The organism is Brevibacillus sp. AF8 (genome assembly GCF_021270385.1).
Classification (GTDB): domain Bacteria; phylum Bacillota; class Bacilli; order Brevibacillales; family Brevibacillaceae; genus Brevibacillus.
Genome location: NZ_JAGQDN010000019.1, coordinates 93,279 through 115,282 on the forward strand (window position 1 = coordinate 93,279; position 22,004 = coordinate 115,282).

The window sequence follows — 22,004 nt, forward strand, 5'->3', positions numbered from 1 at the left end:
CTGCTCACTCCTGTCCCTCTATGGTTGGCGCATGCTCAAATGACAGCAAATTCTCCAGCGGAAACTCCAGCCACATCTTTTTGCCTCGGGCAATTCCAAGTCTTTGTGCCTCGGCCGCTATTAAATCGATTGTCAGAAGCTCTTTTTTTATCTGACCTTCCTCTTGCCACTCCAGAAAGATTCGATAAAAAGCACCGCGAAATTCTATTTCGGAAATAGTCGCAGGAATGGTGCATTCGGATTCTTGCTGCAAAAGCCGCACATGCTCCGGTCTGATCGCAAGTAAGCGATTCGGATCAGATTGCGCATTCTCAAAGCGACTGTACTCAAAAAAGTTGATCGCTCCGATAAAATCAGCAACAAACGGAGTCGCTGGTCTGTTATAGATCTCCTCGGGTGTACCTACCTGAACGACCTCGCCGTGATCCATGACGACGATCTTGTCAGCCATGGTTAATGCCTCATCCTGGTCATGGGTGACCATCACGGTAGTCATGCCGTACTGCTCATGCAAACGCCGAATCTCCCGGCGCAGCTTTTGTCTTACCTTTGCGTCCAATGCTGATAATGGTTCATCTAAAAGCAAGATATCCGGCGATAGTGCAATCGCTCGCGCCAAGGCAATTCGCTGCTGTTGACCGCCTGAGAGCTGGCTGGGATATTTGGCGGCGGCATGAGACAAATCAACCATGTCTAGCGCCTCTTCTACTTTGGCTGCGATCTCTTTTTTCCCTAGCTTCTTTTCTTGCAGGCCAAAGGCAATGTTTTCGGCAGCCGTCAAATTGGGAAACAAGGCGTAAGATTGGAACATCATCGCAATGTTTCGTTTTGCAGGAGGCAGAGAAGTAATCTCCCTGCCTCCCAAGATCATCTTGCCTGTTGTCGGCTGTTCCAATCCAGCCAGCATTCTCAGTAATGTCGTTTTACCGCAGCCACTGGGACCGAGCAGACAAACAAATTCATTCTTGTCAATTTCGATGGAAATGTGCTCCAATGCGGCAAACAAACCAAAGCGTTTACTGACCCCTTGAATGGATAGATAGGATTGTGTCATGCTGTTCTCCTCACTGCTTACTTGGGTTCACTCTTGGTCGCGTATCGTTTTTCCCACTCCGCCAAGACGTTGTCACGATTTTGTGCGGCTTGATTCAGGTCGAGCTTGATTAATTGCTTGATCGGATCTACTGCGTAGCCTTCCGGGAGCGTCGCGCCTTCTTGCTTGACACTGACGATGGCGAAGTTCTGGTTGTAGGCTTTCATGACTTCATCCGAGATAGCCCAGTCCAAGAACAGCTTGGATTCTGGCTTGATCTGACTCTTTTTGATCAAGGCATTCGCCTCTACATCCCAACCCGAGCCTTCTGTTGGAAAGACGACTTCCACGGGCGCGCCTTTTTTCTTCTCAGTAATCGAACGGTAGCCAAAGGAAATGCCGATTGGATATTCGCCAGATGCGGCCATTTTCGCTGGCTTCGAGCCGGAATGCGTGTAGATCGCCATGTTTTCATGCAGCTTGTCGAGGTACGCCCAGCCTTCTTTCTCCCCTTTTAATTGCATGATTCCGTTGACGGTGAGAAGCCCGGTTCCAGAAGACGCTGGATTCGGCATCACGATCAGCCCTTTGTACTCCGGTTTGATCAGGTCTTCGTATGAGCGCGGGATGGGCAAATTGCGTTTTTCCAGCTCCTTGGTATTGACCGCGATTGCAGTCTCCCACGCATCGATTCCTACCCAGCTTGCAGGTTCCTTGGAATCCTTGAACTCCGGGGATACCTTCTCGACTCCTTTCGGTGAATAGCCTTCGAGCATGCCTTGCTGTTCGAGTACAAGCAGGCTTGTTGCTGCCGTTCCCCATACGACGTCTGCTTGTGGATTGTCTTTTTCCGCCAGCAGCTTTGCTGTGATGATCCCTGTGGAATCGCGGACGATATTGACCTTTACATCTGGATATTTCGCTTTGAAGGATTCCAAATACGTTTTGATCTGGTCATCCTCCAACGCTGTATAAACGGTAATCTCTCCGGAGGCGTTTGTACTTTCCTTTGTGGAAGTTTGTGTGTTTGGTTGTGACCCTGGTGCTTGTCCACATCCTGCTAAAAACGCAATTGATAGAACGGATGCAAGTAAAGGATAATGCCACTTCTTCATGAGAACCTCTCCTCTTTGCGGAATGTTCATTTCTTGGTTCCTACGACACCAATCTTACGGGGGAAATATTAAGCGAATATGAACGCAACGTAAATTGATTGTTTTTATGTGCGTTTAGTTGTGTTTTATTGGTTTTATAAACATGTACGTTTGCACAAAACAAAAGACTGAGTCATCCATTCCAATAGCAAATGGGATGAACTCAGTCTTTTGTTTTTAGCGTATCAACTACTGCAAAGCAGCCTCTACAGCCGCCTCTGTATGAATCGCAGTCGTATCAAATACCGGGACCGTGCAATCCTGCGCTGTGATCATTAGGCCGATTTCCGTGCAACCGAGGATGACTGCCTCAGCGCCTTCCTTGACCAATCGCTCAATAATTGCCTGGTAGGTACGTTTGGATTCTTCGCGAATGATCCCGACACACAGCTCATTGTAAATAATCTCATGGACGAGTTTTCGTTCTTGTTCATCCGGCAGCAATACCTCTAATCCATGAACATCACGCAGACGCCCTGTATAGAAATCCTGCTCCATCGTAAACCGCGTCGCAAGCAGTGCCACTCGTTTATGTCCGTGGCTCGCGATCGCTTGCGCTGTCGCATCCGCGATATGAAGAAAAGGCAGGCTCGTCGCTTCTTCGATGGCATACGCCAACTTGTGCATCGTATTTGTGCAGAGAACAATCAGGTCGGCTCCTGCCGCTTCCAGACTTTTCGCCGCAAGCGCCATCCGCTCGCCGGCTTCTTCCCATCGTCCTTCTCGTTGCATTTCTTCGATCTCGGCAAAATCAACAGAATACATAATGCTTTTTGCCGAATGCAAACCGCCCAGCCGCTCCTTGACGGTTTCATTGATCAAACGATAGTAGACCAAGGAGGACTCCCAACTCATGCCGCCAATTAATCCGATTGTTTTCATTGTTCTCTACTCTCCTTTGTCGTTATCGTTTTCATTATGATCCAATATACCACTATCTCTCATTTAGAGCGACGCATAAATAGCCCTATCACCTGATTATTCAGACCGGTATAGCTGGCCGCATGCCGCGTTAATGTCCGAACCGAATTGAGTTCGGACCGTGACGCTTATCCCCTTTGACTTCAGGACACGAACAAATGCTTTAATCCCAGAAGGATCAGATTGCCGATAGCTGTCTGGCGTAACTTCGGTCGAATTGAATGGAATCAGGTTAACGTGGTAGAGATGTTCCCAAGATCCCCTTCCCCGTAGCAACTCGGCAACTGCTTCCGCATGCGCCGTCGAGTCGTTTACTCCACGAAGAAGAATATACGCAATATATACCTTTCTCCCTGTTTCCCGGATGTGACGATCCAATGCCATCAGTACGTCGCGGACTGGGAATCGGTCGTTGATCGGCATCAGCTCGCTTCGCTGATCGTCAAACGGCGAATGCAGCGAGAAGGTTAGATTGACCTGGGGAAACTCCCGCGTCAGCTTGTCAATCCCCGGCAACAGGCCGATCGTGGAAATCGTAATTCGTCGATGTCCTAAACCGAAGAGAGAAGGATCGGTCAATATCGCCATCGCATCAAAAATATGCGGGTTTGCTAGCGCCTCCCCCATGCCCATAAATGAGATGCTGTCCAAAGAGTGGCCGTTCAAGCGAAAATACAGCAATTGGTCGGTAATCTCATCTGCGGTCAAATTTCGTTTCAGACCAATGGTACCGGTTGCACAAAACTTGCACCTGAATCCGCAACCGCACTGTGTGGAAATACAATACGATTTCCACCCCCGCTCATAAGTAAGTCGTACGGCCTCGACCTGTTCGTCGCCGGGAATCGCAAACAGCACCTTGCTAACCTGTTTCGACGTGAGTTCCTTTACCGGAGCGATATTGCAAACGTTCGGTCCAAGTACCCGGTTCAACTCGTCGCGCAAAAATTTGGGTAGTATGGTCATCCGTTCGTATTCGCCGATGTTTTGCCTGAAAATGGCGTCCATAATCTGAGCATACCGATACTCGGGCTGCTTGCATTCAGACAATATTCGCCGAATCGTTTCATATTTAGAGGTTAGTTTCATGTCTTCTCCTTACTGCCGGAGAAACCATATAAAGCAACCGTCAATTGGCGCTATAACACGTTATTCATCTATATAGAAAAAGCGCATACGTTTGCAGACAGATGACTACGTGCATCTGTCGATAAATTGGTAAATCTCCGGCAACCGATTAGTTTTTTTGTGAACCGCTTCACACAGTAAGAACCGGTTCACATAATCATCTACAACCTCAATCTCCATCGCTTTCATCCTCCTAGAAATGGCTTATCTCTGTCAGAATAAAAAAAGAGCTACAAGAAAGTTACCTTTCTTGCAGCTCAAAAAATACGGCACATCCAACCCGTTGCAGGGTATAAACAGGATATATTTTCTGAGTGAAAAGAATAAGGTAACGATCTTGCCAATAAAGAATAAGACAAATGCTGCTTTATTCTTTAAAAAAGTGGCAAGAATGATTACATTATCCTCTTCAACTCCTATCGTTAATTGTCAGAACGATTTTAACATACCAGTTTCTGCATGACAACATCCGTGAGTCCTACTCTTCGACCTTACCTGTCAGGGCATTGATATTGTTACCATCAATGGAATAGGCCAGAACCGGTTTGGCCAATCTCTTTCCATTAAGAAATGGGTAGATATATAGCAGTTCAGTGGGTTTCTCTAACAAGGCCTTGGCTGCTGCATCTATCGAGACAGCCTTCCTCTTATCCGGGAGCTTGGCGGGCTTTTGGTCGAGCTTTTGATAGTAGTCGGTGATTTTCCCCGTGACTCCATTCACACCAATACCAATGCTTCGTCCGTATATCAGCGGAAGTCCCTGAACAGATGGCACAAACTCTACTACATACTCATGTGGATTCTGCGTATCAGGATTCACCATGTAGTAGAACTCCTTTTCTTCTTGTTTGAGATATGGTTGCAGGAACTGAACAGCTTTCTCAAGAGCCTGCTTTTCCGACAATGTTGGCTTCCCTTTTTGGGGTTCGGCGTTCGAATTGCTTATAAAACCGATGACAACGCCATCCTTCGTAAACAAAACCTCATTTTCATCAGGGGAAACATAGACTCTTTCCTTCTCGTCTCTGACGCCGTTGAAGGTACTTCCCTTCAACCTGATACCAAACTCGCTTTCATAAATCCGGGTTGCCTCCTGCTCATTCTTCACCTTTACTACCTTTCCACCAGGTGTGAGGGAGATTGGTTTCCACCTCCAGGTTATGTATTGCTGATTAGGGATCAACTCAGCTCCGGTTACTGCGTCCAAATAATGGGAGCCTACAGTGTTGTAGACGAGATCGGTTTTATTTTCATCAAGGATGTACATGAGTTGCAGTTGAGGTGGGATAAAGCGACTGAGCTGATCTTTCTTCATCGCTTGGGCTGGGGGGAGGAAATCAGCTGGATCGATGCTTGTCAGCGCGTTTTCTCCTGCCGAAACGTTGGTTACCTCTCCCGCACTGTTTACTGACAACCGAAACTCATCGCCAACTACCTCGATGCCATTTACATAGCGGCTATAGATGACATCCCCTGCAGGAGCCCGCGTTACCTTGTACAGGCTACGCATTTCACCGATCCACCCCTCCATGAAGGTATCGGCGCTCTTATAGGCCAGCTTGTCATCAGGATTTTCAAGATCCTTGTCATCCCAATAAAACGTAAGCAGTTTCCCTGTTTCTGCATGGATATTGGCTATGGCAAAGAATTCATTATTTTTTTCATAACGGATCTCGTACACAGGCTGGTCTTTCGTGACTAAGGTAACATATCTTGATGTGTCATCGAGCGCTGGGAAGAGCATTTGCAGCTTTTGCTCCGTTCGTTTTGCCTTTTCGCTAAGCTGATTTTCCTGAAGGTGAACTACAGCTTGTTGGTTGCCTGTCTGATTTGCCGTGACTGTGCCCGTGGCTGGTGACAGTAGCAGTGTGGCTGTTAGGAGTGCGCTCCTTGCCAGTACAGGATAACGCCTTTGAGAGGTCATACGTGTATCCTCCATTTTCTCTTGACGTTGAAGCTCACACAATAAGACGATGTTAGGAAAAAATTGTCACCTCAACTTACGCGAGACAAGCCTACGCACCTTTATAGAGAAGAAATCATGGCGTAAGATACAGGGAAAATAACAAAGAGAAAAAGGGCCCTTATAAGGCTCTCAGGCTGTCGAGAAACCCCCATCCTAAATTTCGCGTACCTTCTCGAATCGCTCCTAACGCGTTTTACGAGGGTGGGGACTTTCTCTACACTCTAAAACTCTACTTTGTAGTGATTCATTCCAAATAAACTCATTTTTCGCATTTTTATATATCGATATTTCTCGAAAAAATTTTTCCTTTTTATAAAATTTAGTGTAAAAATGTAAAATGAAGTTATAATTCACCATAAATGGATAAAAACAGGAAGGTGTTCCGGTTGATTGGTGATCTTGTAAAGGAATACAGGGGTCGTGCAAATTTGACTTTAACCGAATTATCGGAGAAGACTAATCTCTCTCATGCTACCATCAGTAAGATCGAAAATAACTGCGTTCAGAGGCCAAATCCACGCCTTATTACAGGAAGCAGAGAAACGAAATTTGACTGTCTCAGAGGATGAAGCTAGGGAATTTGCTAAAAAGCAACGAGAGGAATTAGACAAAAGCTCAAATGCCGAAGAAATCCAAAAGGCAATTGATGGTCTGATTCAAGGTCTGGGAATCTCTGAAGAGGAGTATTGGACTGACTATGTCGTTAAAGGATACATGAAGCAAAACACGATCAGTAAGCTCCGTAGTGAGGTTTTAGAAGGTATTGAGGATCAGGCTAAGAGAAACGAAACTTGGGAAGAATTTGTAAAAACATTAACAAAGTCATCTTCAATCGATCTAAAATCGATTGAATAAATGAAAGTGGAAACCCGTCTAGTTTTCCTTATTTGTTTCACGGGTTTCATCTGAGCGTACTTTTCCAGACATTACATCATCGTAAGGGGTATAGTTAGGCGGCTTTGGAAGTCTTTTCTCCTTGATTGATCGGAAAACAATTCGGGCAATCAGGGCAACAAAAGTAAATATAATCAGAACTACAATCACTTGTGTCATGGTACAATCCACCACCTATGAGTTTTTAGTCTTCACGACACGCGCAAAGTTTCTCTCAGCCGATTGCTTATGCAATCGGCTTTTTGTATACAGTAACGCAGCCAGCCAGTGAGTGGCAACCCCCCATCTCTGTCTGTCAAAACATTATGCAATTTCTGGTGTATTGTATGACACTGGGTACATAGGGTGGTGCAGTAAGTTATACATTTCTATAAGAAATGTTCAGAGTGTAGAGAAAGTCCCCTTCCGAAAAAAGGATACTTTTAGCTTGATTTTAGAGGGTACAAATATGCCTCCTCACCCTCGTAAAACGAGTTAGGAGCGATTCTAGAAGGTCAAATTCTTTCTGCCAATCCGCGAAATTTAGGATGGGGGTTTCTCTACAGTCTGAGGCCCTTTTAAGGCCCTTACATCCGTGTTTCTTATCTGCTATTCAGTTACTTTCTATGCTTGGTTCAGCTTGTGATAGTACGTAAACAACTGATCGCAATCCTCACGCTTCTCCACCTTGATCATGTTCAAAACGCTCTTATCCTTACCGGAAAAATAGTCGCGAAGATGCTTATCCGAAAAACCGTTCTCATGCGCATCCTCCGCAGTTGAGCAGTAATGAACAACCTTGATCCCGGACCAAATGATAGCCCCCACGCACATCGGGCAAGGCTCGCATGTCGCATAAATTTCGCAGCCTGTCAGGTCCATCGTGCCCAGCGTCTTGCACGCTTCGCGAATGGCTACCATCTCTGCGTGCTGGGACGGGTCCATATCTGCCATCATGCGGTTGCTGCATACGGCGATGATTTCGTTCCCTTTCACGACAGCCGCTCCAAAAGGTCCGCCGAGCTTGTTGTTCATGCCTTCCAGCGTTTTTTCCACTGCCAGCTTCATGTAATCCATAGACTTGCTTCCTCCCTCAAGAGGCCTTTATTTTACGATGTGTGTCCCTGCTTTGTTCGTAATCGCATCCTTTAAGCTCTCCGGGTTCGTAATGATCACGCTTGACCCGTTTTTCTCCAAAAAGCTCAGGCTTGCCTCAATTTTTGGCAGCATGCTGCCTTTTGCGAAATGCTCTTCACGAACGTATTGCTTCGTTTCCTCTACCGTGATGCGCTCCAGCGCCTTTTGATCCGGCTTGCCGAAGTTAATGCATACCTGCGGAACACCTGTCGTAATGATCAGTGTCTGTGCATCGATTTGCTCTGCCAGCAAGCTGGTGGCAAAATCCTTGTCGATGACAGCATCAATCCCATCGTACGTATTTTCGCCCGATTTCACAACCGGAATACCGCCTCCGCCAACAGCGACTACCACATATCCCGCTTCGATCAACGATTTAATTGCGTCTTTTTCCACGATGTCGATTGGCTTTGGAGAAGGAACCACTCTTCTGTAGCCGCGACCGGAATCTTCGATAAATACCCAGTCCGGATGCTCTTTGCGCATCTCTTCCGCCTGCTCCAGCGTGAAGAAGGAGCCGACTGGCTTCGTTGGATTTTGGAAGTTCGGATCATCCTTGCTGACCTCTACCTGTGTGATGACGCTCGCAACCTTTTTGTTGATTCCTCTTTTGGCGAATTCGTTGGTGAGTGCCTGCTGGATTTGGTAGCCGATTCCGCCCTGTGTATCCGCCACGCAATTGACCAGCGGGATCGTAGGCATCCCGGACACTTCATTGGCGATTTCGCATCGTTGCAAAGCAAATCCAACCTGCGGTCCGTTGCCATGAGTAACGACTACGTTGTACCCTTCTTGCACCATATCTGCTATATTTGCTGCGGTTTCACATACGGCTTCATACTGGTCTTGAATCGTGTTTCGACCATTATCCTTAACCAATGAGTTGCCGCCGATTGCAACAATAACGAGTTTTTCCACTGGGCACTTCTCCCTTTGTTAAGATACTTTTGCAGTTGTTTCACTCTGCGTGATCGTGCTTGGTTTATTCCATTTATAGCACAGCGCGTATAAAACGCCGGATATGATCGACCCGCTAAGGAATGCTGACTTGCTGATGTTTGCCAATAGTGGCACATTTGGCAAGAAAGAGCCGGATAACGTAATCAAGAAGCTGACGATCAGTACGCCGCATGCCACCATATTAAAGCCGTTCTTGAATTCTCCATTTTCACCCGGTTTTACGTAGATCGCAGATAAATCTAGCTTTCTTTTTCTTTCAATGAAGAAACTGACCAGCATGATCCCCGTAATTGGACCGTACATGGAGCCGATAAAGCTATAGAACATATACAGTGCAGCCGTACCATTTACCAGCTTCCAAGGTAAAATGACAGTCCCCAATACAGCTGTCAAGATAGCCGCTGATTTCACTGTAAACATTTTCGGAAGAAGCGCTGTCATTTGCAGTCCAGATGGAAGCAAATTCCCAAACACAACATAGCTCGTCGAACCTATATTCAGTGCCAGCAACAAAATAATGACGGCAACCGGATTCCCAATTTGATCAATGGCAACGACTACATTAAAGTCTTTGATGCCAAACGCGATTTGCGTCCCAACCAACAATCCTACACACGTAATTCCAAACAAGATGTAGGATGCAATCATTCCAAGCGGCAGACCAATCATCGGAGCTTTCGGGTGTTTTGCCCTTTGCGTAAGGTCTGCGATATTGACAATCGGGCCACCCCAGTTCGATACCAAAGCACTTACACACGCGATAAATACAAGCCAATTCTCCATCGGTTTGGCAGGAGCATAAGCAAAGATTGGACCAAATCCGCCAGCAACGCTGATCGCCCAAATTGCTGCACCTACGATGAAAATATAGATGATCGGTGAAGACCATTTACTAAACAGACTGAGAATTTTCATTCCACCTAAAAACAATCCAACTGTAATGACCCAGAGGATCACATAAGAAAGCATCGTCGGGAAATCTAATCCGAGAAAATCAAAGCCTGGAACCATATTCATATAGCCAGGGAATATTTTCTCAAAAATGACATTAAAGGATTGTGCGCCAATAATTGTTTTTGTCCCAAAAAACACAACACCAGCGATAAGCCCGCGACATATAGCAGGAATGACCGAGCCTTTTACCCCAAAGGAGCTGCGCAACAGCATCGAATAGCCAATCCCGTACTTCGTTCCCGCATAGCCATTCAACACATAGCCAGCCGAAACAATCAAGGCAGCAATCATGACTGCCCACAAGACTTGCGGAACGGATAATCCGAGGACAAAGAATCCGGCTACCGTCATGTACGACATGAGATTGTGCACAGCGCCCATCCATACGGTCACGTAGTTAAAGGTGCCCCAATCTCGATTTTCGGAAGTCTTTGGCAAAATATCGTCCGCGTATCCATAGGACTTGAATTCTTCATATGATTCCTTTACATTTGCCTGTCCCATGTTCATTCACCTTCCTCTTTCAACTCAGCTTTCGCAACCTTCTTTTGCTGCGAAAGCTGAGTCACCTAGGATGAAAAGCTATTGGCTAATCGTTTCCGTCACTGCGAGCAATGCCTTTTCAAAAGCTTCCATCGGCGGATATGTAATACCCGCACCGATCATGCCGATACCTGCGTCTTTATGCGCAATGGCGGTGTTGATAATCGGCAGAATGCCTGTCTGGATCACCTGGCGAATATCGATTCCTGTCGGTACTCCGCTAAAGTCCAAGAGCGGAATCGTGACGTTTGGATTTTCGGCTGTGGTGATTTCTTTCATCGTGGTGGAGAAGCCGATCGCTTCTTCAACCGTTCCGCCTACGAGCGCAACAATCGCTGGAGCTGCCGCCATCGCGAAGCCACCGATCCCATATGTTTCGGTGATCGCACTGTCCCCGATATCCAAGCCGGAATCCTCTGGCTTGTAGCCTGCAAACATCGGACCAATTACCTTTTGTGCTGGTCCAGTAAACCATGTGTTGCCAGCCATGCCGCTTACACGAATACCGAACTCTACCCCATTGCGCGCCATTGTGGTGACAATCGTGCTGTTTTCGATTCCATGTGCTGCATCCAGCGCGCATTTGCACATCGCCATCCATGTCGGGCCAGAGAAGTAATCGCTGCTCGCTACGAATTCGAACACTTCGCGCTTTTGCTCTTTTGTGAAATCTGTCTCCAAAATGTACGGAGTCAGCGCTTGAATCAACAAGCTCGTACCTGCGTTGTTGCGGTTGTGGCATTCATCACCCATGTGCAGTGCTTGCGCCAGCATGAGACGCAGATCGATTTCACCTGCAATTTTCATCGCATCACGCAGCATTGGTCCCAATACATCGCGCATCCAGTTCAGACGAGCGATGACACTTTCATCGTTGGCACCCATGCGCAAAATTTTAGCCATTTGCTCACTCAGGTTGGTGTAAGCGATGTTGCCATACGTCTTGTTTTTCACCACATGCATGAACATTGAAGCGGATGTCACACCTGCCATGGAGCCTACGCAGTTGTGTTCGTGGCATGGAGAGAACGTGATTGCGCCGGAAGCAGCTACCTGTTCAGCTTCCTCGATGTCTTTTGCCAAGCCCTCGAATACGATTGCTCCGGTTACGGCACCTTTCATTGCTCCGCACATTTTGTCCCAAGTAATAGGCGGACCTGCGTGCAGAATCGTGGTTTTCGTCATGCCTGGTACCACATTGATCGCTTGGTCGAAGCCAACAAGCATTGGCTGGGAGTTGATGATTCGCTCTACCGCCAGCTTGTTTGCCGCCGCGATTTTCTCCGCAACAGCTGCATTTTCCAGTCTGTCGAGAGCTTTAATCAGCTCAGGCTTTCCGCCGCCTGGTGGCTTCCAATCCAGATGAGACGCATTCGCATTTTGCTTGATGATATCGTCTTTGAAAAACTCGATCCCTACGTTGATCGCATGAATTTTCCCGTTAAACAGCTCGTTGATTTTGCTCATGATTATTCCCCTTTCGCAACAAATTCTCTAGCCAGAAGACCTGCGTTCGTGCTGCTGCTCGCAATCGTTACACCCGCATCCATCAGCTTTTTCACTTGCTCATCGAAGTTCGGAGTATCGAGGTCAGTACCCAACACATAGCCCAGGATTTCCAGATGTCTGCCTTCCTTGGCAGCCTGCGCTTTTGCTTCAATGATCGCTGGCAGCATCACGCCGACAGGATCTTCGTGGGAACCGAAGCCCAAGATGAAGTCCATCAGAATGACGCCGACGGAAGGATCTTTCGCTTCTTCCAAAAATCTCGCGATGCGCGTGGAAGGATCGATCATTGGATGCGGCTTGCCATTTGTAAAGTCGTCATCACCCATGTCGAGGAAAGTATGAGCCTTGCTCTCATGGATGTTTTTCAGCTTGTAGTCCGCTTTCTTTTGGATGTTGCTGTATACGTCTTCATACTTGTCCATTGCGAGGTACATGGCTTCGTCGCACAGTGTACCGCCGCAGAACAGCCCCCGAATGTATTTTTGTTCAGGTGACAGCTTTGCCCGGACTTCTTCAATCAGCGGCCAGTTAAGAGCGCGCTTGTTGAGCTCGTCTTCGTTGGCACCAGCCAGCACAACTGCTTTGATGGCAGCCTCCTTGCTCGTCTTGGCAAAATGTCCGCCTGCTTCCAGAACTGCGGTTTCTTCTCCACCAATGAAGTACACAACGACAGGCTTTTTGCAGCTTTTCACTTGGGCCAACACTTTTTCTTGAACACTTGGTGCTGGCGGTTTGGAAATGAGCACGATGACCTTTGTCGCCTCATCCTCTTCAAGTGCTTTGATTCCGTCGAGCATCATGATGCCGCCGACTTGCTCGGAGAGGTCGCGACCGCCTGTTCCGATCAGCTGCGTGATACCGCCGCCGAAGTCGTGAATACGCACGCTCACCTCTTGGCTTCCTGTACCAGATGCACCTACGATCCCGATGTTGCCTTTTCTCACAGCGTTTCCGAAGCACAGTGCCACATTGCCGATAATCGCCGTACCGCAGTCAGGTCCCATCATCAAGAGGCCTTTTTCATGCGCAAATTGCTTGAGGGCGATCTCTTCCTCGATACTCACGTTGTCGCTGAACAGCATGACGTGCAGATCGTTTTCCAGTGCTTTTCTTGCTTCTCTCGCCGCAAATGCGCCGTTTACCGAGATGACAGCGAGGTTTGCCTCTGGAATACTGGCTGCCGCAGAATCAATCGTGGAATATTTGATCTCTGTTGCGGATTTGCTGCCGCCCTTTTTCTTGAACAGTTCTTCGATGGCGATAAGAGCACTCTCGCACAGCTCGTCTGTCGCTGCCTTCACCACGATCATCAAGTCGCTCGTTTTCGCTGCTTCCAGCTCAGGTGTGAGCAAACCAACGTTTTTCAATACTTCTTTGTTCATGTCGGTGCCCATTGCGATAACCGCTTGTTCGACACCTTCAATTTGATTCGCTTTTGTAGATAGAGACATCAGGGATACCGAGTCAAAATACGTGCTTTGCTTGATTACGACTTTGGTAGACATACATTACCTCCAGCTTCAAGATTTCGTTCCAAACCACATAGGATGCCAAGTAGGATATCCGTACCCGACGACGAGCCGATCCCGATGATTTTGTCTAAAACAGGGACAAGCTCTTCCGTGGAGCCAGACACCATACATGAAAGTAAGTCATTTAACGACTCTCTTACTTGTCCATGTGCTGCTTTTTTCAGCGTGATCGCACTGATTTCGTTCGTTAATGCCTGGGACGAACGGACGATTTCATCGAAAAATGGGCATGACAAACAAGAGGAAATGTTCTGCATTTTGTATACACTGCACAATCCCACTAAAAAATCGTCACCCGATGGCGTTAAGCCCGGCCCCAGCCCGATTAGACTGATCGCATGCTGAGTGGCTGACTCTATGCGTTTGTTTGCCAGATCGTCGGAAAGCTTGCCTGCACGCTGGATCAGCATACGGGACATCTCTTTCTCAAACGGATTGGCAGGTTGGGAGGACATTTTCATGCCCCCCGTCTTGCCGTATACGTCCACGTAGTTCTTCGTGAACGCCACATTTCTGCGCAATATGTCTACGCCTTCTATGTCACAAGGATAGGAAGGAAGCTCTCCTTCCCACTTTGTTGCTTGCTGAGTCCATATTCGTATATTCGCTCCCATAACGAGCGAGCTATCTTCTTTTGTAATGACCGGAGCGTTAACGGACAGCCCCAGCTCTGAAAAGCCCTTTACATTAATGATGAGCGTGTTCGGTGCATTGTCTAGCTGATGGTTGCCAATGGTGTACAATTCCCCGTTTTCGCTGCATTTCAGATTGATCGTGCGCTCAAAAATACTGTGTACGGTCCCGCTAAAGTTTGCTCGTGCCAAACGCTCAAGGAAACCAGCATCGCCCGACAACGCCTGGATGTACATGGGACGCTTTACTTTGCTCCTGCTTCCAGCAAGATTTTCTCGATCTCGGTGTAGCCTTTTCTTCTCGCAAGCTCAAGCGGTGTTACTCCGTATTTATCTACCATGTGCACATTGCAGCCATGCTCAATCAACAGTTTGATGATCGTTTGTTGCTTTTCACCGCCATCGCCTAAAATGATCGCTTCGATGAGTGGCGTCCAACCTACAAAGTTCGTATGGTTTACGTTGATGTCCGTCGTCGTTACGAGCTCACGTACGATGTCCACATGACCTTTTTCGCACGCTGGTGTAATCCCTACGCCACCAAAACGAGTCAAGAGCTCCAGGTTTGTTCCTGCCTTGATCATCATTTTGACGAGCTCCAGCTTGCCGTTGATGCAACCGAACAAGAACGGGTTGAAGCATGTCTCATCCTGCAAATCTACATCTGCACCCGCTTCTACCAAAAACGATACCGCTTCCAATTTGTCGTTCATGGCAGCAGTCAAAATCGCTGTACGCTTTTGTCTGTTTCTTGCGTTAATATCTACGCCCTGCTCCAGATGCTTTTTCAGTGCCTCGATATTCCCCTCAGCCGCTGCCTCGAGAAATGCTTGTACTACGCTTTTGTCTGTCATAGTAAGCCCTCCATGATCTCGTGATGGAACAACCTGCCAAGATTGGCTGAGTGCTTGCTTTTTAAAAAAGAATTAGACAAGCCCCCGTACTTACATCATTATTTTAGACAGGGTGAATGGAATCGTCATTGTGTATGGAAACTAAAAAAATCGAGGTTCACTTGTGCACATTGCACAATTACAGGAATCCCTTTGTGGCAAAGGAGTGAACAGGGTGCTGACCATCAAAGATTTGCTTACCATTCAATCCATAGACGGCATCAAAATCATCGCGGGAGAGCAAGGCATCAATAACGTCATCTCCATCGTCAATATCATGGAGAACCCGGATGCTTTTGACTGGCTGTCTTCCAATGAATTACTGCTCTCCACCGGATATATTTTCAAGGACAATCCCGAGCTACAAAATAAAATCATCAAGGAACTGGCGGAGATCAACTGCTCCGGGCTCTGCATCAAGATGCACCGCTATTTCGATCAAATCCCTCAAAACATGATTGATCATGCCAACAAATATGGACTGCCGCTCTTGGCCCTGCCTTTTGAATACACGCTGTCGAAAGTGATTGCCATTATTAATGAGAAAGCCTCCGGGCGCTATGATTTGTTGAACCGCAAAACATTGGACATGCATAATGCCCTGTTTCGCATTGCGCTGGAAGGTGGCGGACTGGATCGCATCGCCTCCGAGCTGTCTGAGACGATCAACAACCCCATCCTTATTCTGGATCAGGACTGGCATCTGCTTCATTACACGGAAATCTGGCACAATCCGATTCCGCTTGACTCCTGCCTGACCTTGATCAAAAACAGACCTGTTTTTACCCGTGACTTCACGGAATCCGTCCCGAAAAATATTAGCCAAATCAAAAAGTCTATCAAGCGTATCTACCAGGCGAAGGATTATGAGGTTAAATGCAGGATTTTACCCGTTGCCGTTGCCAATCACATCTACGGATACATCGTCGTCTGGCAAACTGTGTGGGAGCTGACTGAATTTGACTACATCGTGCTGGAACAGGCATCCACCATCGTGGCGCTGGAGCGGATCAAGGCGAGGGAAATCGAGGAAGTGAAGCTAAAGATCAGACAAGACTTTTTCGATGACTTGCTCACAGGTAAAATCACTTCGGCTGACTCACTGCAAACCTTATGTGATTTGCACGGACTGCAATCGAGCTACATGTATTTTTGTACGGTTATTAATATTGAGCCAGTTGAGTTGGAAAATTTGGAGGATATAATCGATCGCAAGTACGAGCTGGACCGGATCGCAAAAAAATGCGTGGATCTTGTGTATGATTACGCGAGCAAAGCACCGGGAGAGGTGACCTGCTTTTATCGAAACAATCGAATCATCATTCTCATCGGACAAAATGAACATCGTCCTGTGGTGTCTGCAAGTGAAGCCAAGCAATTCGCCAATGAGCTGTACAGCGCTCTCGTGGATAAAATCAAGAAAACCTTGTTCTTTATTGGGGTCGGACGTCAGTATAAAAACATCGCTTCGCTGCATAAGAGCTTTACCGAAGCACATGAAGCGATCCGCCTGATGCAAAAGTTCAACAGCAAGGGCGACGTCTCTCATTTTGATGATTACTCCGTCTATCATTTCCTGGGTTCCAACATTAAGGACATCGAACTGGAAGACTTCTTTTTGAAGCGTCTCGGGAAACTGTACGAGCATGATCAAGAGTTAGGCACCAGCCTTATGGTGACCTTGGACAATTACTTTCTGTACAATCAAAACGTCAGTGAAGCGGCGAAAGCGATGTTCATTCACCGCAACACGTTTATTTACCGGATCGAGAAGATCAAGGAGATTTTGAACATGGATTTGAAAAACTCGGAGGAGTTGCTCCAAATCCAGCTGGCGCTCAAGATCGGCAAGCTTTTGCATAAGGAGTAAAAGATTGAAAGAGCTTGGTCATCGGGCTGTAGTGGTCGGGAGGAAGGTGTTTGGATTGCTCGTTTTGAACTACTCATTAGAGTAGGGGGCTTGACGAAGATTTCGCTTGAATATAAAAGAGCCTCTTTTGAAAGAGGCTCTTCTTTTTTAGTTATGAATGTATTTTTCAAAGACTTTCCCAAAATCTTTGACGACATACTTGTATCGGATGTCCTCCAGCCAATCGAAGGTGTATTGGTTGATCGACTTGAATTGTGAAGCTACGTCCGCTTGCTGGCCAGTTACGCGACCCAGTGTGCTTTGGGCGACGTGGAGGCTTTCTTTTGCATGCTGAAGCGCAATTTCGTTATCGTGCATAATCGAAGCGATCTTCACAAGGGCTTTGTAGAGGTCTTTTAGCTCCTCCAAATGCTTTTTGTTAACATCGATCGAGTAGTGCTCATTGCCCATCGTGAACTTGATTTCTACATCCAAATCGACGGTTCCGGCTGTTTCCAGATACACGTTAGAGATCGGATGTGTATGGTAGGAATAGCGGCGCAGCATGCGTTTTTTGCTGGTAGCACTCGTTCCATCCAGATGAACCAGCCCCAGATTGGTGAAGCAGTACTCATCGGACTTTGATTTGATCAAAAAATAGATTTTCTCATGGTCCTCGTGCAAGATGTAATCATCCGCGTCTACCTTGTCGTAATCCGCTGGTTTTACCACGATTCCCACATTGCTCAAGCCAAGAGCGTCTGCCGCAAGCTTTCCAAACATTTGAAACAGCTCCTCTCAATATGTACGGTCTAACCTTACCCCTATATACGTGCGCGAGGGGACTTAGTTGCAAACAACTAGGGTTTCTTTTCCGTTCCGTATTTTTCAAAGAAGCCAGCTGGAGCATTACAGCCAGGTCGTCTTTTCTTCCGCTGCCACCCTACTAGTTTCAGGAGCATCTGCCTCAGGATAGCCAACAAACAGCGTGCCCACGACCTTTTTATTTTCAGGCGATCCAAGGAATTGCAGCAAGCGCTCGTCGCGAACCAAGCCGACTCCTCTCGTGCGCCATACCATGCCCAGTCCCAGTTCCTTTGCTGCCAGCCACATCGAGTGAATCGCGCAGCAAACCGCATATTCGTTATCCTCTGAGGATGCTTCATCTCCTGGGATCACATCAGCAGTCGCAACAATGACGAGCGGTGTTTTTTCCAGGACGGCCAAGGAATCCTGCACGAGATTCGGCTTGGTCGGAAAACGCTCCAGCAAAAATTCCTTCGCGATTGCCTCGAACCGCAGCTTCGCTTCTCCTCTGATTACGTAAAAATACCACGGCTGACGCAAGCGGTCGTTCGGAGCTAACACTGCACAATCTAGCAACGCTTGGATTTTTTCGGTTTCTACTTCTTTTGGAATATAGTTACGCACGGCTCTTCTGCTTTTGAGTGCCTCTAGTACGGACATACTGGTTCCTCCTCGGTTTACCATTTTCATACGAATCCCCATCATTATATCGAAGGTTATTCGCGTTCGTACAGGTATCTATCACCGAGCATGTATCGCTGAATGTGCTTGGTGTTCGTCTTTTCTCGCAACATAGATATCATATTGCTTATGGTCTTTTTCTTGGGGCAGCATCCCCATGTCTCCCCCTAAATGACGAAGCGCATGGGAGTGAATGCGTGTGCGAAAACGAATGCCACGAGAACTTAGCTTATTTGCCACACGAATGTATTCTTCATGACCAAACGCAGTGTGGATCAAGCACTTGTACTTGGAAAAAAGGGTGAGAAAAAAGTCCATAAACCGCTCCACTCTCTTTCCTTTTTGTAGTATATTCCAATTATTGCGGAAATGAGAGGGGGCATTCTACTATGAATCGAAAGAAAGTATTCACGGGTTCACCTTGGGAGCCTGTCGTGGGCTATTGCCGCGCAATCCGAATAGGCGACCGGATCGAAGTGGCTGGTACCACTGCCATGAAGGACGGAGAAGTCGTTGGCGTGTGCAATGCCTATGAACAAACAAGATTTATCCTGGAAACAATTGAAAAAGCATTGCAAGAATTAGATGCTGATTTGTCTCATGTGGTCAGAACGCGGATGTTTGTTACGGATATCAGCAAGTGGGAAGAGATCGGAAAAGCACACGGGGAGTTTTTCCGCGAGATTCAGCCTGTCGCTACGATGGTCGAGGTCAAGGCATTGATCGACCCGCGTCTGCTCGTTGAAATTGAAGTGGAAGCTATTGTTTAAGCATGCTTATTAGTTGGAGCGGACCGACGACTTTTTCTGTCGATCCGCTTTTTGCATTTTCTACGATTGTGTGAGCTCCTCAGGGATATCAAGACCTGCCTTCTCTGCTTCTTCGAGGTGATGTTTCGCCAGAAGCTCGTCCACATGTTGCGCTTTATTCCGGTAAATTCTTGCCAGTTCGATATGTGCATGCGGGTAATCTCTTTCCAAAGCAGCATGAAAATAAGTGATGGCGGCGTCGATATTTTTGGCTGTACCATACCCATTACTGTAGAAAATCCCCAAATTATAGGCACTGAAATCGCTGCCTGCTTCGTAGTCCTGCTGATAATAATGCAGCGCCTTTTCGTAATTCCCTTTTGAATCATGCAAATAGCCAAGCCAATCAAAAACCGGAGAGCCTAATAACTCTCCCTGTTCATAATGCCAGAGAGCTTTGTCCAAATCTTGCGGCACCAGCTCCCCGTCATAATAGGTCGCGCCAAGATTGTTGTGAGCCAGCGCATGACCGTGTTCGGCCGCCTTGCCCATCCAGTACATAGCCTGATCGGCATCAGGCTCCGTGCCTATCCCATGTCGATAGCAGCAGCCTAATCCGTTCATAGCATGGTGGTCGCCTGCCGCAGCCCCTAATTCATACCAGTAAAAAGCTTTATCAGCATCCTCGAAGCCTTCCAGATTGTAATACATATGGGCAAGATTGTTCATGGATGGGGCAAAGCCCTTTTCAGCAGCAAGCGTATCGTACAGAATGGCTTTCTCATAATCACCTGCTTCATACGCTTCCATGCCCAGGTTGTACAACGTTTCTACTGGCGTGTACTGATCTACGCTGTCAATATCGGATTGCTCTCCTTTGGCATAGGCCAGCAGTCGCTTGCGAACCTCGGCATCAAAATAATAGCTGTAATAACGATCGCAGGCATCCTCCAGAACGAGCGTTTTATCTGCCCTCGACAGCCCGTACTCGCTTACTAAATAAACGTCGTGATCCTTGAAGGCATAAGCAAAACCCTCGACCAGTGCCTTTTTCACCACCAGATCGAATTCGAAATCACTCCATCGCTTTTCCGGAGATAAGGCAATGCTCCATAATCCATTTTTCTTCAAAGCATACGCATCCTGATGCAGCCAAAAAATGTTCTCATAATCGTCTAGGGGGAATAACCACGCTGGTTCATCGGCATCTCCATGAAAAACGCCTAGCTTCCCATCTTTTTTCGCCAGCACCTGATTGCCCTGCCCTGCCTCCGTATACACCTGCAAATCAATTAGTTCATCGTATTCATACGACAACAAAAGGCTCTCCTGCTGCTTGCCATAAGCGGCGTACTTCTTCCCCTTGCGCAGAACGAGCAGATTCGGAAAATGGGTTTGCCGATTCAGTTTATCGAAGCCGGATGCCCCGACAGTGCCGTCTTTTTTGTACAAGGTGCTATGATTTGTACCCTTGTGTGGTTTGACGAGGGTAAACCCTTCGTCGATCTGTTCCACCGCCGCCAGAGGGAATTCCCCGACGTATTTCCAATATTCGTTAAAGATTTTCCGATTTTTCCTGCCTTTGACCGCCGTATGGTAAAAGCCGACCCCACACTTGAAAGCCTCTTCGTGCTCAAAATCTATCGTTACAGAACTAGATTCGTCCAGAACGCCCCATTTTCCGTCTTTCTTTGCCGTGTAAAATCCTTGGTAATCAAGCAGTTCTAACTCTTCGTAGTGGGTAGGGACAATCGTTTGGCCTTCCAGATTGATCAGACCATATCGACTGTTTCGTTTGACAATCGCACCAGCAGAGCCATATTCAAAATCGTAGGCGTCCTCCCACTCCAACGGAATGACGATTCTCCCGGATTTATGTACATAGCCGTATTTGCCATCTCTAGCGACTACGGCGAGATCTTCGGAAGCGAAATCGTAAAAGGCATCGAACTGAGGGGCGAGCAATACGTTTCCCTCTGCGTCTTTGAGACCAAACAAGCCAACTTCCTCAAAAATCTCTACATCAGGATGTTCTTCATAAGGCTGCCAGATGTGTCCCCAGCCGTATTGGTAGTCCTCATAATTGAGCAGCTCGGCAAAAGAACGAAAGCCCGGGTTCACATCCACCAATTCGGAGTAGTTCAATAGCGAGATGTCATCGTTGTCCATTGCCTTTGTCATGATCTCGTTGTTATGGGCAATATTTGCCCGCAAAGTTTCCGCCTGCTCGTCATGAGGGATGTCATCCATATTGAATACGTCCCAGGCATCAATGTGAAAATACGGAAGCGTTCGTTTTTCCAGATAGTTCAGAAGCTGATTCCTCGCTTCCAAAAATGCTTCTTCGTTACGGATTAGTCCTTCCTGTCTCTCCAGGAAATCGTAGAATCGCTTCACGTTTTCGATGCCTGCCTGCGCGTCGTAAAAGAGTCCGGAATTGTCCGGTTCGGTATGATTGTTGTAATTGTTTCCGGCGATTACACAACCTTCTATGAAGAGCGGCTGCAAGAGTAGTGGGACCTCATAGCCCCATTCCACCATCATCGTGTCGTTGCCTTGTGCTTGAGAAGGTTCACTGACGTTATATACATAGACTCTATGTGACATGTCTTCTCTCCCTTTGATTTCCAATTGCTTCTGACCACATTGTAAGCAATTCTAGCACGGTAAAACAATCCGACTG

20 protein-coding genes are annotated in these 22,004 nt (G+C 47.2%); 4 read left to right on the forward strand and 16 right to left on the reverse strand.

Annotated elements, in window-relative coordinates:
• Positions 1–4: 4 nt before the first annotated feature.
• The 5 genes from KB186_RS21565 to KB186_RS21585 all read right to left on the reverse strand — a co-directional run bounded on the left by KB186_RS21565 (position 5) and on the right by KB186_RS21585 (position 6,160).
• Positions 5–1,054 carry a putative 2-aminoethylphosphonate ABC transporter ATP-binding protein gene (locus KB186_RS21565; protein WP_232774345.1) on the reverse strand — a complete coding sequence of 350 codons (1,050 nt, stop codon included), beginning with the start codon at positions 1,052–1,054 and terminating at the stop codon, positions 5–7.
• Positions 1,055–1,071: 17 nt separating this feature from the next.
• The gene (locus KB186_RS21570; RefSeq protein WP_232774346.1) at positions 1,072–2,148 is read right to left on the reverse strand and encodes a putative 2-aminoethylphosphonate ABC transporter substrate-binding protein; all 1,077 of its coding nucleotides are present in this window, start codon (positions 2,146–2,148) and stop codon (positions 1,072–1,074) included.
• A gap of 228 nt (positions 2,149–2,376) precedes the next feature.
• Positions 2,377–3,069 carry an aspartate/glutamate racemase family protein gene (locus KB186_RS21575; protein ID WP_173611992.1) on the reverse strand — a complete coding sequence of 231 codons (693 nt, stop codon included), beginning with the start codon at positions 3,067–3,069 and terminating at the stop codon, positions 2,377–2,379.
• A gap of 96 nt (positions 3,070–3,165) precedes the next feature.
• The gene (locus tag KB186_RS21580) at positions 3,166–4,197 is read right to left on the reverse strand and encodes a Cfr family 23S rRNA (adenine(2503)-C(8))-methyltransferase (protein ID WP_173611993.1); all 1,032 of its coding nucleotides are present in this window, start codon (positions 4,195–4,197) and stop codon (positions 3,166–3,168) included.
• 517 nt (positions 4,198–4,714) lie between these two features.
• Positions 4,715–6,160 carry a YcdB/YcdC domain-containing protein gene (locus tag KB186_RS21585; RefSeq protein ID WP_173611994.1) on the reverse strand — a complete coding sequence of 482 codons (1,446 nt, stop codon included), beginning with the start codon at positions 6,158–6,160 and terminating at the stop codon, positions 4,715–4,717.
• A gap of 401 nt (positions 6,161–6,561) precedes the next feature.
• On the opposite strand from KB186_RS21585, the gene KB186_RS21590 reads away from it, so the two are divergent.
• Entirely contained in the window at positions 6,562–6,771 is a 210-nt protein-coding gene (locus tag KB186_RS21590) for a helix-turn-helix domain-containing protein (protein ID WP_232774347.1), read from the forward strand.
• Positions 6,671–7,057, forward strand: coding sequence for a hypothetical protein (locus KB186_RS21595; RefSeq protein ID WP_232774354.1), 387 nt, complete (start codon positions 6,671–6,673; stop codon positions 7,055–7,057). The genes KB186_RS21590 and KB186_RS21595 overlap by 101 nt, the downstream gene beginning before the upstream one ends.
• Before the next feature lie 18 nt (positions 7,058–7,075).
• Here KB186_RS21595 and KB186_RS21600 read toward each other — a convergent pair whose 3' ends face one another.
• From KB186_RS21600 to KB186_RS21635, 8 genes are all read right to left on the reverse strand, one after another.
• Complete coding sequence (locus tag KB186_RS21600) at positions 7,076–7,255, reverse strand: hypothetical protein (protein ID WP_173611998.1); 180 nt, start codon at positions 7,253–7,255, stop codon at positions 7,076–7,078.
• Positions 7,256–7,699: 444 nt separating this feature from the next.
• Complete coding sequence (locus KB186_RS21605; RefSeq protein ID WP_173612002.1) at positions 7,700–8,152, reverse strand: nucleoside deaminase; 453 nt, start codon at positions 8,150–8,152, stop codon at positions 7,700–7,702.
• 27 nt (positions 8,153–8,179) lie between these two features.
• Entirely contained in the window at positions 8,180–9,130 is a 951-nt protein-coding gene (gene arcC, locus KB186_RS21610; protein ID WP_173612003.1) for a carbamate kinase, read from the reverse strand.
• An 18-nt stretch (positions 9,131–9,148) separates the two neighbouring features.
• Positions 9,149–10,630 (reverse strand): cytosine permease, encoded by a 1,482-nt coding sequence (locus KB186_RS21615; RefSeq protein ID WP_173612069.1) that lies wholly within the window; start codon positions 10,628–10,630, stop codon positions 9,149–9,151.
• 78 nt (positions 10,631–10,708) lie between these two features.
• Positions 10,709–12,136: a YlbE family protein gene (locus KB186_RS21620; RefSeq protein ID WP_173612004.1), complete on the reverse strand. Its 1,428-nt coding sequence runs from the start codon at positions 12,134–12,136 to the stop codon at positions 10,709–10,711.
• A gap of 2 nt (positions 12,137–12,138) precedes the next feature.
• Positions 12,139–13,683: an acyl-CoA synthetase FdrA gene (gene fdrA, locus KB186_RS21625; RefSeq protein WP_173612005.1), complete on the reverse strand. Its 1,545-nt coding sequence runs from the start codon at positions 13,681–13,683 to the stop codon at positions 12,139–12,141.
• A complete protein-coding gene (locus KB186_RS21630) occupies positions 13,665–14,579 on the reverse strand; it encodes an oxamate carbamoyltransferase subunit AllH family protein (RefSeq protein ID WP_173612006.1) in 915 nt (304 codons plus the stop codon). Before KB186_RS21630 ends, fdrA begins: the two co-directional genes overlap by 19 nt.
• Before the next feature lie 8 nt (positions 14,580–14,587).
• Positions 14,588–15,196: an ankyrin repeat domain-containing protein gene (locus tag KB186_RS21635; RefSeq protein WP_047071401.1), complete on the reverse strand. Its 609-nt coding sequence runs from the start codon at positions 15,194–15,196 to the stop codon at positions 14,588–14,590.
• A gap of 214 nt (positions 15,197–15,410) precedes the next feature.
• Between KB186_RS21635 and KB186_RS21640 the strand changes: the two genes are divergently transcribed.
• Positions 15,411–17,105 (forward strand): PucR family transcriptional regulator, encoded by a 1,695-nt coding sequence (locus tag KB186_RS21640; protein WP_173612007.1) that lies wholly within the window; start codon positions 15,411–15,413, stop codon positions 17,103–17,105.
• 147 nt (positions 17,106–17,252) lie between these two features.
• Here the strand turns inward: KB186_RS21640 and KB186_RS21645 are convergent, their stop codons facing one another.
• Together KB186_RS21645 and KB186_RS21650 are read right to left on the reverse strand one after the other, a co-directional pair.
• Positions 17,253–17,867, reverse strand: coding sequence for a PH domain-containing protein (locus tag KB186_RS21645; RefSeq protein ID WP_173612008.1), 615 nt, complete (start codon positions 17,865–17,867; stop codon positions 17,253–17,255).
• A 126-nt stretch (positions 17,868–17,993) separates the two neighbouring features.
• Complete coding sequence (locus KB186_RS21650; RefSeq protein ID WP_232774348.1) at positions 17,994–18,551, reverse strand: nitroreductase family protein; 558 nt, start codon at positions 18,549–18,551, stop codon at positions 17,994–17,996.
• Positions 18,552–18,961: 410 nt separating this feature from the next.
• On the opposite strand from KB186_RS21650, the gene KB186_RS21655 reads away from it, so the two are divergent.
• Entirely contained in the window at positions 18,962–19,342 is a 381-nt protein-coding gene (locus KB186_RS21655; RefSeq protein WP_232774349.1) for a RidA family protein, read from the forward strand.
• A 60-nt stretch (positions 19,343–19,402) separates the two neighbouring features.
• Here the strand turns inward: KB186_RS21655 and KB186_RS21660 are convergent, their stop codons facing one another.
• Positions 19,403–21,928, reverse strand: coding sequence for an SEL1-like repeat protein (locus tag KB186_RS21660; RefSeq protein ID WP_232774350.1), 2,526 nt, complete (start codon positions 21,926–21,928; stop codon positions 19,403–19,405).
• Positions 21,929–22,004: the final 76 nt, after the last annotated feature.

Bases quoted from the DNA above. Each gene is read 5' to 3' on its own strand.
- KB186_RS21565 (WP_232774345.1), bottom strand. From the start codon at position 1,054: ATGACACAATCCTATCTATCCATTCAAGGGGTCAGTAAACGCTTTGGT.
- KB186_RS21570 (WP_232774346.1), bottom strand. From the start codon at position 2,148: ATGAAGAAGTGGCATTATCCTTTACTTGCATCCGTTCTATCAATTGCG.
- KB186_RS21575 (WP_173611992.1), bottom strand. From the start codon at position 3,069: ATGAAAACAATCGGATTAATTGGCGGCATGAGTTGGGAGTCCTCCTTG.
- KB186_RS21580 (WP_173611993.1), bottom strand. From the start codon at position 4,197: ATGAAACTAACCTCTAAATATGAAACGATTCGGCGAATATTGTCTGAA.
- KB186_RS21585 (WP_173611994.1), bottom strand. From the start codon at position 6,160: ATGACCTCTCAAAGGCGTTATCCTGTACTGGCAAGGAGCGCACTCCTA.
- KB186_RS21590 (WP_232774347.1), top strand. From the start codon at position 6,562: ATGGATAAAAACAGGAAGGTGTTCCGGTTGATTGGTGATCTTGTAAAG.
- KB186_RS21595 (WP_232774354.1), top strand. From the start codon at position 6,671: ATGCTACCATCAGTAAGATCGAAAATAACTGCGTTCAGAGGCCAAATC.
- KB186_RS21600 (WP_173611998.1), bottom strand. From the start codon at position 7,255: ATGACACAAGTGATTGTAGTTCTGATTATATTTACTTTTGTTGCCCTG.
- KB186_RS21605 (WP_173612002.1), bottom strand. From the start codon at position 8,152: ATGGATTACATGAAGCTGGCAGTGGAAAAAACGCTGGAAGGCATGAAC.
- KB186_RS21615 (WP_173612069.1), bottom strand. From the start codon at position 10,630: ATGGGACAGGCAAATGTAAAGGAATCATATGAAGAATTCAAGTCCTAT.
- KB186_RS21620 (WP_173612004.1), bottom strand. From the start codon at position 12,136: ATGAGCAAAATCAACGAGCTGTTTAACGGGAAAATTCATGCGATCAAC.
- fdrA (WP_173612005.1), bottom strand. From the start codon at position 13,683: ATGTCTACCAAAGTCGTAATCAAGCAAAGCACGTATTTTGACTCGGTA.
- KB186_RS21630 (WP_173612006.1), bottom strand. From the start codon at position 14,579: ATGTACATCCAGGCGTTGTCGGGCGATGCTGGTTTCCTTGAGCGTTTG.
- KB186_RS21635 (WP_047071401.1), bottom strand. From the start codon at position 15,196: ATGACAGACAAAAGCGTAGTACAAGCATTTCTCGAGGCAGCGGCTGAG.
- KB186_RS21645 (WP_173612008.1), bottom strand. From the start codon at position 17,867: ATGTTTGGAAAGCTTGCGGCAGACGCTCTTGGCTTGAGCAATGTGGGA.
- KB186_RS21650 (WP_232774348.1), bottom strand. From the start codon at position 18,551: ATGTCCGTACTAGAGGCACTCAAAAGCAGAAGAGCCGTGCGTAACTAT.
- KB186_RS21655 (WP_232774349.1), top strand. From the start codon at position 18,962: ATGAATCGAAAGAAAGTATTCACGGGTTCACCTTGGGAGCCTGTCGTG.
- KB186_RS21660 (WP_232774350.1), bottom strand. From the start codon at position 21,928: ATGTCACATAGAGTCTATGTATATAACGTCAGTGAACCTTCTCAAGCA.